This is a genomic window from Flavobacterium sp. 90 (genome assembly GCF_004339525.1).
In the GTDB taxonomy this organism is placed as follows: Bacteria; Bacteroidota; Bacteroidia; order Flavobacteriales; family Flavobacteriaceae; genus Flavobacterium.
The window spans coordinates 3729644-3744034 of the sequence record NZ_SMGE01000001.1 but is presented as its reverse complement, the minus strand read 5'-3'; the positions used below and the strand labels follow the sequence as shown (position 1 = coordinate 3744034).

Below are 14391 nucleotides of genomic sequence, written 5' to 3'. Positions count from 1 at the left end.
GAGACGGCTTTTTACTTTTATAAACAGTTATACTGCTTGGATTAAATTGCGGTAATCATACTTTTTATAAGCTTCTACATTAGCTTTTTCTTTATTCAATTCGATCAACTCGTTTTTCACCTCAACTCTGTACCATTGCTCTGGTTTGGTATGCGAAAAAGTACTTAACTTTAAAACCAGTTTTGCATTTAACTTTCTTTCTCCTATAAGATACTTATGAAGATTACTGTCTTTCATTTCAAAATAAGATGCTAATTCCTTCTTAGTAATATTAAGCGTTTTTAAATACATCTTAACAAAATCAAGAACTTTTAAAACCTCAGTATCATTTTCGTTTTGAATATAATCTTCCAATTTATATTGAATAGAAAGCAATTGATTCTTTAATATCTGTTCTTTGGATTGTTTTGAAGAATGGGATTTTATAATATTTTTCACATCGTCTTTCTTCTTGTCATTCCAAATATCGCTAATTTGAATTTCTTTATTTTTCATATTCTTTAATTTAAAAAACCTGTAATATAATCAAAAATTATACATATTGTATAATTTTAACTATCCTTTGCTTTCTCCAAATAACTGAAAAATAGCCATCAATAACTTCTACAAAACAATAATACTATGCAGAGGAAGTTTTTTTACCTTTGCAAAAAAATAAACCGAATGAAAATTGTCATAATTGAAGATGAATATCTGGCGTCAAGCTATCTGAAATCAATTCTGGAGCAACAAACGATACTTTCAATAAATGAAATATCAGTAGTTAAATCTGTAAAAGACGCTGTCGCCTTTTTTAAAACAAATACGGTTGATCTTGCCTTTATGGATATTCACTTGGGAGACGGAAAAAGTCTGGACATTTTTGAGCAAACACTCGTTTCATGTCCCGTTATTTTTATTACTGCTTACGATTCTTATGCTGTAAAAGTTTTCAAGCATTTCACGATCGATTATCTTCTGAAACCTTATGAAGAAGAAGAATTACTGGAAGCTTTAATCAAATACAGAAACATAAAAGAAACCTTTAATACCAACTTAATTGTTGAATCGCTTGTTGAAATTGAAAATCAAAGCAACATTCAGCATCATTTTTTGGTAAATCACAGAGACAAACTCATTTCGATAAATGATACGGCAATCACCTATTTTTTTGCCACCGGAAAACACCTTTTTATTTATACAACTGCCAACAGCTATTTGTACAATAGTAATCTTAAGGATTTAATCAATAAACTTGATCCGGTTCTCTTCTTTAAAGTCAACCGAAAATATATCATAAACAGACATCATATTCAGGAAATCATCAAGCATTCAAGTCAAAAGATTGAGTTGCTTTTAAATGTTGCTATTCCGGATAGTGAACCTATTATTTTGAGTAAAAAAGAAATTAATAATTTCAAAAATTGGTTGGATTCTTAAACACAAAATCTTTCCTGCTTATCAACACAATTTAAGTTTAATTCAAAACACGAATTTCACTAATTTACACTAATTATAAAAGTTAGCTTGACACGTTAAATTAATTTTACTAATGAATTTGTGCTAATTCGTGTAATTCGTGTTTTCTTCTACAACTTGTATTCCATATTCAATCAACGAGTTAACTCCCCTATTCCAACATTAAAATTTCTAATGTAAATCTAATAATCTTCTAATTGCTTTATTTAGATTAAATATAAACAACGCCGTAAGTTTGCCCTTCTATTGATAAGTAAATAAGTTATGCGTTTTCTATTGTTTGTGTTTTTATTCGTTCATTTTTCAGGCTGGTCTCAAAAGGGAAATATTAGTGGAAAAGTCACTTTTGGAAATACTGAATCTGCCTTGGGAGCTTCGGTAACGGTTACAGAAACTCAGAAATTTGTTATTGTCGACAACGACGGTCAATTTGAAATAAAAGGATTATCATACGGAAACTACACTTTAGTAATCTCTTCGCTTGAAGCGAAAGCAAAAACCATAAATTTCGTTCTGAATAATCCTTTTCAAAAGCTAAATATTCTTCTTGAAAAAAATGATCCAAAAGCTTTAAAAGAAGTAGTAATTCAAAAAACTTCGGTAAAAAAAGAAATTACAAACAAAGGTTTTTCGGTAAACGTAATCGAAACAAAAGATGCTGCAAATAGAAATCTCCAAACCAATGAATTACTGGATCGTTCTGCGGGAGTAAGAATCAGGCAAAACGGAGGAATGGGTTCGAGCGTTAATTACAACCTCAACGGAATGTCCGGAAACTCCATTAGAATTTTCATCGATGGAATTCCGCTTTCTACTTATGGATCTTCATTTAATTTAAACAGTATTCCGCCCGCATTAATTGAGCGTATCGAAGTTTATAAAGGAGTTACACCAGCCTATTTAGCAGATGATGCATTGGGCGGCGCTATAAATGTTGTACTAAAAAAAGGAGCCAAAAACACTTTGAATGCTTCTATTTCTTACGGTTCTTTTAATACTATTCAATCTAACTTTAACACAACGTATCGCGACAAATCCGGTTTTACTTTAAAAGGTTCAGGATTCTATAATTATTCGGATAACGATTATGAGATTTGGGGAAGATTTGTTTACAATACTTTGCCTAACGGAAGATATGATTATGTGAGAGTAAAACGTTTCGAGAACAGATACAGATCTTATGGCGGAAGATTTGAAGCCGGTTTTACAGATGTTAAATGGGCTGATACTTTTTTAATTGGCTTAAACATGTCCGAAGATCACAATCAAATTCAGCACGGTCAATATATGACAAAACCATATAAAGGACGTTTTTCTGAAGCCGATGCAACAGCGATAAGTTTGAATTATTCAAAAAAAGATTTCCTATTTAAAGGTCTTGATTTTTCAACCAATACGGTCTTCAGCAAAAGACACGAAGTGGTAAATGATACCGTCAAATGGAATTACAATTGGTTTGGAGAAAAAGCAATTGATTTATACAATAAGCACATTTTATCCAGTAGTGGCGCACAGCAAGCCGGACCAACAATTAATACAATTACACAAAACATCTTAAGTTCAAGAAGCATATTTACATATAACATCAACGAAAAAAACAGAATCGTTTTTAGTAATTTATTTTATACTGTTGACAGAAATGATGACGATTTAATAAAACCGGAATTTCAAAACAATTTTGAAGCAACACGCGATTTACAAAAAACAGTTACATCTCTGGCTTACGAAATGCAGGCTTTTGATTCTCGTTTAAGAACCAATATTTTTGGGAAATTCTATGAGCAAAAGGTAAACGAAAATAAACCGGAAATAGTAAATCAAAATGGTCAGAATGTAATAGTCGAAAAAAAGACTCTAAGCACTATGCCTTATTTTGGCTACGGACTTGCAACTTCTTATTTTATTACTCCAAAAATCATGATTTCGGCATCTGCGGAAAAAGCGATTCGGCTACCAAACGAAAATGAAATATTTGGAAATCCCGGCGAAAACATAAGCGGAAATTCTAATTTGAAACCGGAACAAAGTGACAATTTTAATGCTGGATTTCAATTTGGCCCTTACAAAATAAACCAACACAAAATATCGATTGCAGCATCTGGTTTTTTAAGAAATGCAAAAGATAAAATTGTTAGAACTTCTGGAAATCGTGTAAATGATGCCATACAAATTTTGCCATTTGAGAATTTAACCCTAACGCAATCAATTGGTTTTGAAGCTTCTTTTGATTATGTTTTCAAAGATCGTTTGTTTATTTCGATGAATACTTCAAAGTTCAATTCGTTGTTCAAAATGCAATATGACAATAATGGAGGTCAATTATTAAACTACGACAAACAATTGCCAAATGAGCCTTTCTTTACTTTAAACGCAAATGTTCAGTACAATTTTAAAGAACTGATACAAAAAAATTCACAATTAAATCTCTACTACAACTGTGGTTATGTTGATCCGTTTGCTACGCTTTGGATTGATGTAATTAACTCTGAAACACCTGCACAATTTTCTCAGGATTTGGGTTTGAGTTATGCTTTTCCGAATAAGCAGTTTGTGGTGAGTTTTGATGCCAAAAATATATTCGATAAACAGATTTTCGATAATTACGCCGTTCAAAAACCCGGACGCGCTTTTTATCTAAAGCTGAATTATACCATCAATAATTTTTAATATCTAATTTTTTAAAACAATGAATATGAGAAAAAGTACGTTCAAACTACTTGCATGTGGTTTAGTTTTAAGCACATTATCATTTACCGTAAGTTGCAGCAGCAATGACGACAAAAATACAGATCCTGTAATTCCGGTAGATCCGGAAGTGCCAGCTCGTTGGATCACCGTATCGGGAGCATTAATGCAAGATGCGCCGGGGGACGGAAACGGTGGAACTATGGTTTATGCTGTAACGAAGCAAAATGCAAAAGATCCAAATTATTCTATCAATGTTTATGATAACGGAATGCCGGTTCAATCTAACAGAACTGCACGTTTGCAATCGTCTGTAGATGGAAGCACGCTTTTTAATATCACTTATACAGGTGCAAACGGTGGAGAGTTTATGACGTATAAAGTAAACGGAGCCAAAAATTTTGTACAATCAGGAACTACTGTAAATATTGCTCAATATGCAGGAACATCACCAAGATGGAACAAACTTTTTGATGGAGATAAATCTGGTATTGCTGTGAATGTAAGTGCTCCGGTTATCAAAACCAATGACGATAAAACGTATAAACATACAAGAGGAACTGCAACAATCTTAGGATTAGATCTTAAAAACATTTTAATTTCAGGATACAAACAATACGAACTTCCATTGACTGCTGAGGAAGAAGCACTTGGACATCATATTTTCCGTTTGGATGCGCCGACATTAAACAAAGCCGGAAACAAATTAATCGTTGGTACATGGATGCGTAAAACGAATCCAACTACAGGACAAAACGAAGCTACATTTGAGCGTTTAGGTTCTAAATCTGTTGTGGTAGATTATCCTTCGTTAGAAAATCCAAAAATTATTACCTCAACAGTTGGCTTTGGAGATACAAGCGGTTTCCGTAGTTTCAATAGCTTTTTAGGAACAGATGGTAATATTTATCAGGCAACTCAAAGAGACACTAATAAAGGTTCTTATATTTTAAAAATCAACCAAAATAATGAATATGACAATTCATTTGTTCTTAGTTTAGATACTGCTCTTGGCGTAAAAGGATCTTATATCGACGCTTGGAGATATGCAGGAAACGGAATTGCTTATGCACTTTATACGCACGCCGGAGCTGGTGAACAAGGTTTTGTAGCAAGAATTGATCTGAATGCAAAAACAGTTCAAAAAGTAGAAGGTATTGCTTATGATCCAGCTTTAGATTTTGGTCAATACCAAGGTTTTGTAGTAGATGGAAACGAACTTTATTTAGCCGTTACACCTGTTGGAAAAGACGGAAATATCTATGTAATTGATATTCCTACCGGAGCTGTTACAAAAGGTGCAAAACTAATCAACAAGCCAGGAAACCATTATATTGGTGTATTCTAAAAATTTACAGTAGCAGAAATGCTGTTGTAGCAAATGCGATTACTTGTTTTTTTAAAATTAGAACATTCTGCTTCAGATCTCTGGAGTAGAATGTCCCTAATGAGAGTATCATTTGTTGGATTATTTTTTTTTTATTAAAAGAGCTGTCAAAAAACAGCTCTTTTTTTGTTTCTAATTTTGTTTATAATGACGTAATTATTCTCCTCTAATAATTATAAATGACCTATTATTTTAAAACTTCAGTTATGAATTATCATCCAAAAGAGTTAAATTTATTACAATACTCATAACTATTTGTAATTAAAATAGCTCTACCTTAGCAGAAGTAAATCATATTTCGGTTTACATAATTTTTTATCCTACTATAAAATGAGCAAACAGAATTACAATCTTTTACTAGCAGATGATGATCAGGATGATTGTGCTTTCTTTAAAGAAGCCTTAGATGAATTAGAGCTTCCGGTATCTCTTGTAACTGTGAATGACGGCGTGGAATTAATGAATTATTTAGGCGAAAATTTCTCTGAAAACCTACCTGATATTCTGTTTCTTGACCTCAACATGCCTCGTAAAAATGGTCACGAATGTCTGGCTGAAATAAAGAATAAAGAAGAACTTAAAAACCTTCCTGTCATAATTTTTTCAACTTCTCTGGATACTGACATTGTTGATTTAATGTACGAAAAAGGGGCTACTTATTACATTCGTAAACCCGGTGAATTTTCTAAATTAAAAAAGGTTATTGGCGACGCATTAGCCATAACATCTGAAAATAATTTTAAACAACCCATCAGGGCAAAATTTATTCTTCAACCCTAAATAGTTTTTGGAATGAAACCCGCAAATAAGGAGCATTATTTTCTGGCCGATGGCGGAGAGATGGGAGAATTATCTCGTACTAAAGATTGGAGCAAAACGTCTTTAGGAAATCCCGAAAACTGGCCACAAAGTCTGTGTACAATGGTTTCCGTAATGCTCAATAATCCGTTTGGGATGTATATTGCGTGGGGAAATGACTATACACAGCTTTATAATGATAGCTTTCGTCCTATTCTGGGTTTAACAAAACATCCCGAAGCTTTAGGAATTAGTTCAAAAGAAACCTTCTCTGAAATCTGGGATACTATAGGTCCAATGTTTGGTGAAGTTATGACAGGAAAAGCGCTTAGTTCTCCTGATTTTATGGTTGTTTTAAACCGTAACGGATTTGATGAAGAATGCTATTTTGATTTCGCGTACAGTCCAATTAAAAAAGAAGACGGAACAATTGGCGGTGTTTTGGTTACCGTAATGGAAACAACAGAAAAGAAAAAAGCAACCCAAGCATTACAGGAAAGCAATACCCGATTTATAAATAATATCATGCAGGCTCCGGTTGCAATGTGTGTTTTTAGAGGTAAAAATCATATTGTAGAAATTGCCAATGCGCAAATGATTCAGTTGTGGGGAACGGAATATGAAAAGGTAATTAACAAACCTATTTTTGAAGCCTTGCCTGAAGCTCAGAATCAGGATTTGGAAGTTTTATTGGACAACGTTTATAAAACCGGTGAAAAATTTACTGCCAACGAACTTTCAATTCTATTGCCACGAAATGGAAAAGTTGAAACGACCTATATCAATTTTGTTTATGAAGCGCTCAAAGAAACTGACGGAACAATATCCGGCGTTGTTGCTATAGCGATCGAAGTAACACCGCAGATTCTGGCACGATCAAAAGTCGAAGAAAGCGAACAAAAAATAAGACAGATTGTTGAGAATGCCCCCTTTCCTATCGCCGTTTATGTTGGCAAGGAAATGATTGTAGAATTGGCCAATGATTCTATTATTAAATTATGGGGAAAAGGGAGCGATGTTATCGGAAAATCATTTAAGGATGTTCTTCCTGAATTGGACAATCAATTGGTATTTGAACAAATTAATGCCGTTCTGGAAACTGGAGAATCTTTCCATACAAAAAATACTCCGCTCGATCTTACCATTAATGGAGAATCGCTTACCTATTATTTCAATTACAGTTTAACACCTCTTTACGATATAAATGGAGATGTTTATGCCGTAATGAATACCGGAGTTGACCTGACTGATTTGAATTTAGCAAAGAAAAAAATTGAAGAAGCCGATAAACGTTTCAGAAATACTGTAAAACAAGCTCCTGTAGGAATTACTATTTTACGCGGTTCAAATTTTATGGTCGAAACAGCCAATGAAGCTTATCTAAAATTAGTCGACAGACAGGAAAATAATTTTGTTGGCAGACCTTTATTTGATTCTTTGCCGGAAGTTGAAGAATCTGTCACTTCACTATTAAATGGTGTTTTGACAACCGGAATTCCTTTTCATGGAAATGAAGTTCCGATTCCGTTAAAGCGTTATGGAAAATTGAGTATCTCCTATTTTGATTTTCTATATCATCCATTAAAAGAAGAGGACGGAACAATTTCAGGAATTATTGTGACCGTTACTGAAGTCAGTGAAAAAGTTGAGGTTCGGAAAAAAATCGAGCAAAACGAAGAAAGACTTAAAATCATAGTTGAAGCCAGTGAACTTGGAACCTGGGAATTAAACGTAAAAACAAGAGAGCCTAAATATTCTAAAAGATACCTCGAAATCGTTGGCGGATATACCGAAAATGTAGAATTAACGCACGAACAATTGCTCAAACATCTTCATCCGGATGATATGCACATTCGAAATAAAGCGTTTAAAGAAGCATTGTCTTCTGGATATTTGAATTATGAAGCGAGAATGATCTGGAAAGATCAATCGATTCACTGGATGGAAGGAAAAGGAAAAGTTTTCTATGATGAAGAAAATAATCCTGAGAAATTAATTGGTACTATTAGAGACATTACAGATGAAAAAAATCATCAGCAGGAACTTGAAGAAAGCGAGAAAAGATTTCGTAATCTGGTAATGCAATCTCCTGTACCAAAAGCAATTTTGAAAGGCAAGGATATGAAAATTGAAATTGCCAATATTGCTCTTCTCAAAAATATCTGGAAAAAAGAAGAAAGTGACGTGCAGGACAAAAACTTGCTTGACATTTTCCCGGAACTCGAACAACAAAAATACGCGCAGTTTCTATCCAATGTTTACAAAACAGGTGAAGTTCATGCAGAGTCAGAATCGCTTTTCTATATAAATGGTAAAGATGGAAAGCATCAATTTTATATTGATTTTGAATTCGCTCCATTGCTTGAATCAGACGGGAACATTTCGGGAATAAAAATGACTTTGATAGATGTAACCGAAAAAGTTGAAGCACGCAAAAAAATCGAAGAAAGCGAAAAAAGATTCCGTTCGTTAACAGAGAGTATTCCGCAATTAATATGGGAAACCGATGAAAAAGGAAATGCTTTATTTGCCTCAGGAAAATGGTTTGAATATACTGGAATAAAACCCGCCGGTGAAACAGAATGGAAAGCCATGATTCATCCTGAAGATTATGATGAAAATGTCAAAGTATGGAGCCATAGTTTAGAAACCGGTGAAGTCTACAGATGCGACGTTCGTGTAAGACGCAAAGATGGAAACTACAGATGGCATACCGTAATTGGGGAACCTGTTTTTAACAAAGAAAATAAAATTATAAAATGGGTTGGAGCTTTTACAGATATCCATACCGAAAAAGCATTTACACACGAACTCGAACAACAAGTAACGGTAAGAACCAAAGAGCTGAGTCAGATAAATGAATCGCTTAGAAAAAGTGAAGAACGTTATCATTTAATGGTCGAAGAAGTGCAGGATTATGCCATTTTATATCTAAATCATGAAGGTATAATTGAAAACTGGAATCTTGGTGCCGAGAAAATAAAAGGATACAAAGCAGAAGAAATTATTGGAAAATATTTCTCTGTTTTTTATACTGAAGAAGATCGAAAAAGTAATCTTCCGGAAAAGCTCCTAAACCTGGCAGCCGAAAAAGGAAGAGCAACCCAGGAAGGCTGGCGTGTTCGTAACGATGGAACCTACTTTTGGGCAAATGTGGTAATTACAGCAGTTCACAACAAGAAAAATCAAGTAATTGGATTCTCTAAAGTAACACACGATCTTACCGAAAAAAAGAGAGACAACGACAAGTTAAAACAAAGCGCATTAGAACTTGCACAAAAAAATACAGAACTGGAACTAATGAACAAAGAGCTTCAGTCTTTTGCCTATATTTCAAGTCATGATTTGCAGGAACCATTAAGGAAAATACAAACTTTTGCCACTCAGATCATGGAGAAAGAATTGGAAAATTTATCTGAAACAGGAAAAGATAAATTCCTCCGAATGCAAAATGCAGCACAAAGAATGCAAACCTTAATTAATGATTTGTTATCGTATTCAAGAACTAACATACAGGAACGTGTATTTGAAAAAACAGATCTGGCTAAAATTATTGATGAGGTAAAAGATGATTTAAAAGAAGAACTCGAACAACAACACGCCATTATAGAAGTTGAAAACACATGTGACGCTGATGTAATTCCGTTTCAGTTCAGGCAATTATTATACAATCTGGTGAGTAATTCGCTTAAATTTTCGAAACCCGAAACTCATTCGATAATAAAAATAAACTGCGAAATTGCTAAAGGATTAGCTTTAGATTATGATAAGCTAAGTGACCAGATCAATTATTGCCACATTAGAATTACCGATAACGGAATTGGTTTTGAACAGCAATATAGTGACAAGATATTTGAAGTTTTTCAGCGTTTGCACGGAAAATTAGAATACACAGGAACAGGAATTGGTCTTGCAATCGTAAAAAAAATCGTCGATAATCATAACGGTTTTATCACTGCAACAGGCGAACAAAACATTGGAGCCACATTTGATATTTATATTCCCGTGAAATAATTATAAAAACAAAAATCTATAAAAAAAGGGAAATAACTTTAAAGTTATTTCCCTTTTTTATTTTCCTAATGTAGACTAATTACCTAGTGTAAACTGTAATTATACCAGTAGTTTTGTCTTTTATTTTCAACTCTTTATTAGTTAGATTCATAATATCGGCGGTGGTACTTAAATTACCTACCGAAATAGTTAAATCATTATGAGATCTTGCGTAAGTTCCTGTAGTTTCTGTTAAAGCACAATCAGAACCGTTATAATCTCCTATAACTGCTGCATTACTCAGTCTTAAGTCTAAATAATCTTTTTTACATCCACTTGCATTTTGTGGAGCATCTATTAATACTTCTTTTCCGTCAACAATTGTTCCTGTCTGGCTTAAATTGTATTTCCCTTGTATTGGCACGATTGTTTCTCCTTCGTTATCATCGCTGCTGCACGACACAGTAAATAATCCAATACTCAATAATAGTCCTAGTAATATACGTTTAGTTTTCATGTTTGATTTCTTTAAAAATTAATTATTTGTATATGGCTAAATTATATCCAACATCGATGAAAGATGTTATATAATATTCGCTTTCATTTACATAATTAATGTAATTTCTTACTTAAAAAAATCTATCAAAACAAAAAATACAATATTTACTTACATGGCTTACCTGCTATATGCGTTTTAATCATATAGTTTGTTATAGGCTTCAAATATCTATTTGTATCTTCTGGATAAGGAGCAAATCGATCAAAGTATTCTAAAGAATTACCAATTCTTATATACCAAACTTTTGGTTTACCATTATTATCAAAGAAAGTTGTTGTATCGCATACGCTAATCTTTTTTAGATCAAAATATCGTTCATCATAATAAGTATCGCAAAATCCGCCTTCTGACCTATCTCTTTCTTCATAATGATCATTAACCCAAACCATACAATCTTTCTTAAAGAAAGAAGCCGAAATTATTATTGATACAAAAAGAGCACCTACTACAATTGTCGTAATCAAAAAGTTTTTCCAAAAATTAGCCAAAATCTTTTCCCTAATCTTCTCTAATCTGCTTTGGGGTTTTGATGGAGGTATTCCATTTTCCATACCATTTTCCGCTTCCTTTTCTGTAACAGTTTGTCCTATAAGATTAATTGATTCTAGTTCTGATTTTATATCAGTAAAATTTGCATTTGAATCAGCAAAACTTTTTATCTCCGTTTTCTCTATTAACTCAATAGATGAAATTTCTTTAGGAACAATATTAACATCAGTAAAATCTGCAAAACTATTTATATCCGTTTTCTCTATTAATTCATTAGATGAAACTTCTTTAGGAATAAAATTAGTATCTCTTAATTCATTTATCAATTTCATCTCTTCTTCATCTATCTCTTTTTTAAACTTATTAAAAGGTCTTGGATGAAAATCTACGAGAATTGCAGCTAAATCTACAGTACTAATATTTGCAGGCTCTTTATCTCCTTTATAAAACCCTCCAACTTTTTTAAATTTATTGGTATAGGTAGTTGAAGTATCTTCTTCAGATTTAAATTCAGCCCTAAAAAAATTCCGATATACACTTAAGTCTTCAGTTTTTGGATTTGAGCTAAAAATATCCCAACACAAATCTCTTAAAAGTGCTTGCGAAGGATTATTTAAATAATGTGAGTGCTTCCCTTCGACTCTTTCAATTCTAAATTTATTTCTAATAGCTTCTTTGTAACTATTTTCAATTTCTTCTAAAGTATTTTTTTTCATAAGCCTTCAGGATTTTCAGGATTTTTTATCGGATTTCTCAGGATTTTTCGGATTAGACAGGAAATTTAATCCATCCCGGAATTCCTTATAAACACTGGTGAAAAACTGCCTTTACTTTGCCTTCAGAATCAGTTAGTATTTTAATCTGCAGGTTAAAACAAAAATACAAAACTAGTTCAATTTAAAGTACGGAAATCCGTAAGACGAAATTTATCCGGGAAGTATAAATATTACTCTTACTGATCTACGTGCTCCACTTCCCAAAGCAATTTGGGTATTGCTATAACAAAGTTCAGAACCTTTTTGAACGGCAATGCCCTTTAGTAAAAATTTAAAATCATAAAAAAAATGAAAAATTTATTTACAATGGGAGCGTGCGCGCTATTGAGTCTTACAATATTTTCTTGTACAGCAGACGAATTCGAAACAGGAAACAAAGATAAAGTAACCGAAGTTAAAAAAGCTTCTATGACTGATATGCCACCTTCAGGACCTGGTGATGATCCAATCATTGTTCCACCACCTCCAAAAAAACCATAAATTAAACAAGGTGGTTTATAATTAATTCATAAATTCGGGGAAAGTAACTTCTATGCTACGATCCCCGTTTTTTTGTTTCATCATTTTCTTAAGTTTTTTTTCCTGTAAAGAGAAAACGACAGTATCTGTAAACGTTGATGCTGCAAGAGAAAAAGCATTTGAAATAAGAGAGAAAGGATTATTAAACCTCAACGAAAAGAACTTTAATAGTGCTTTTTACAACTTCAATAAGTCTAAAATACTATATGAAAATTTAAAAGATAGTGCCAATATTGCCTATAGTTTAATTCAAATGGCTTGGATACAACAAATAAACGGAGATTATTATGGCAGTAAAGAAACATTAACAGAAGCGTTACCTTATATCAGAAAGAAAGATCTTTATAGTGCTTCTATTAATAATTTCTTTGGAATTGCCGACAAAGAACTCTCCTTATATAATGATGCTATTTCGTATTACAAGGAATCTATAAAAGAACTGGATAATGAAGCTTCAAAACAATCTCCTTTAAACAACATTGCCGCTGTTTATATTGAGCAAAAAAAATACGATTCTGCAATTCAAATATTAGAATCTTTACTTAGTCAAAATAATTTCCAAACAAAAGAAGCGCTTATAAAAAAATACAGGATTCTGGATAATCTGGGTTATGCATACTTCAAAAAAGGCTTATCAGATAAAGGTCTTTCGCTAATGGAAGAAAGTCTAAAAATGAGAAATCGAGACAATGATACCTATGGTTCAATTCAAAGTAATCTGCATTTAGCCGAATACTATAGCAAAATCAATCCCGAAAAATCAAATCAACATGCGCTAAATGCATATCAATCAGCTACAACATCTAATAGTATTGATGAAAGATTAAAAGCACTTTCTTTTTTAATTTCAAATGATTCTGATATTGATAATACTAAATATGCGAAGAAATTTGTTTTCTTAAACGATAGTATTATTAAAATCCGAAACAACTTTAAAAACAAATTTGCGAAGATTAAATACGACTCCAAAAAAGAAAAAGACGAGAATCAGAAATTACGTTTAGAGAAAGTAGAGAATCAATTGGCACTTCAAAAAGCGAAGTATCAAAGAACCTTTTCTGTTCTTGGAATCATTATTCTCTTCACTATATTAATTTACGGGAGAAAATATTATCGAAACAAAAACAGAATTGAAAAAATAAAAGCTTCTTATGAAACTGAAACCAGAATTGCCAAAGATATCCACGATGAATTGGCAAATGATGTTTTTCATGCGATGACTTTTACACAAACACAATCTTTAGCCTCTACGACTATAAAAGAATCTCTCATTCACAAATTAGACAATATCTATTCGCGTGTCCGCAGAATTTCACAAGAAAATAGTACGATTGATATCACATCAAATTATGCTGTAAACTTAAAAGAAATGCTTTCGACTTATAATAGTCCGAAAGCAAACGTAATCATTAATAATATTGAAAAAGTAAATTGGGAATTAGTAGATAATATTAAAAAAGTTACGATTCATAGAATTCTGCAAGAATTAATGGTGAATATGAAAAAACATAGTAACGCATCATTGGTTGTTATAAAATTTGAAAGCAACGGAAAAACAGTTTTTATTGATTATACAGATAATGGAAAAGGCTGTGAAAAAGATAAAATTATTAAAAATGGTTTACAAAATATGGAAATCCGTATTCTGGCCATAAAAGGAACTATTACTTTTGATACAGAACCAGATAAAGGATTTAAAGTAAAAATAACGCTGCCTAAATAAAAGC

At 32.6% G+C, this 14391-nt stretch carries 10 protein-coding genes; 7 read left to right on the top strand and 3 right to left on the bottom strand.

Annotated features, from left to right (window positions below; genetic code table 11):
• Positions 1-27: 27 nt before the first annotated feature.
• A complete protein-coding gene (locus C8C83_RS15795) occupies positions 28-495 on the bottom strand; it encodes a transcriptional regulator (protein ID WP_121329385.1) in 468 nt (155 codons plus the stop codon).
• 168 nt (positions 496-663) lie between these two features.
• On the opposite strand from C8C83_RS15795, the gene C8C83_RS15790 reads away from it, so the two are divergent.
• From C8C83_RS15790 to C8C83_RS15770, 5 genes are all read left to right on the top strand, one after another.
• Positions 664-1419, top strand: a complete 756-nt coding sequence (locus C8C83_RS15790) for a LytTR family DNA-binding domain-containing protein (protein WP_121329384.1) — start codon at positions 664-666, stop codon at positions 1417-1419.
• 303 nt (positions 1420-1722) lie between these two features.
• Positions 1723-4125 (top strand): TonB-dependent receptor, encoded by a 2403-nt coding sequence (locus tag C8C83_RS15785; protein ID WP_121329383.1) that lies wholly within the window; start codon positions 1723-1725, stop codon positions 4123-4125.
• 25 nt (positions 4126-4150) lie between these two features.
• Positions 4151-5491: a hypothetical protein gene (locus C8C83_RS15780; RefSeq protein WP_165877243.1), complete on the top strand. Its 1341-nt coding sequence runs from the start codon at positions 4151-4153 to the stop codon at positions 5489-5491.
• A 369-nt stretch (positions 5492-5860) separates the two neighbouring features.
• Positions 5861-6310, top strand: a complete 450-nt coding sequence (locus C8C83_RS15775; RefSeq protein ID WP_121329381.1) for a response regulator — start codon at positions 5861-5863, stop codon at positions 6308-6310.
• A gap of 12 nt (positions 6311-6322) precedes the next feature.
• Positions 6323-10342, top strand: a complete 4020-nt coding sequence (locus C8C83_RS15770; protein WP_121329380.1) for a PAS domain S-box protein — start codon at positions 6323-6325, stop codon at positions 10340-10342.
• 79 nt (positions 10343-10421) lie between these two features.
• Here C8C83_RS15770 and C8C83_RS15765 read toward each other — a convergent pair whose 3' ends face one another.
• Together C8C83_RS15765 and C8C83_RS15760 are read right to left on the bottom strand one after the other, a co-directional pair.
• Complete coding sequence (locus C8C83_RS15765) at positions 10422-10838, bottom strand: lipocalin family protein (RefSeq protein WP_121329379.1); 417 nt, start codon at positions 10836-10838, stop codon at positions 10422-10424.
• Positions 10839-10984: 146 nt separating this feature from the next.
• Positions 10985-12085 (bottom strand): hypothetical protein, encoded by a 1101-nt coding sequence (locus C8C83_RS15760; protein ID WP_121329378.1) that lies wholly within the window; start codon positions 12083-12085, stop codon positions 10985-10987.
• A gap of 348 nt (positions 12086-12433) precedes the next feature.
• On the opposite strand from C8C83_RS15760, the gene C8C83_RS15755 reads away from it, so the two are divergent.
• Entirely contained in the window at positions 12434-12625 is a 192-nt protein-coding gene (locus tag C8C83_RS15755; RefSeq protein WP_121329377.1) for a hypothetical protein, read from the top strand.
• 52 nt (positions 12626-12677) lie between these two features.
• Positions 12678-14387, top strand: a complete 1710-nt coding sequence (locus C8C83_RS15750) for an ATP-binding protein (protein ID WP_121329376.1) — start codon at positions 12678-12680, stop codon at positions 14385-14387.
• Positions 14388-14391 lie beyond the last annotated feature (4 nt).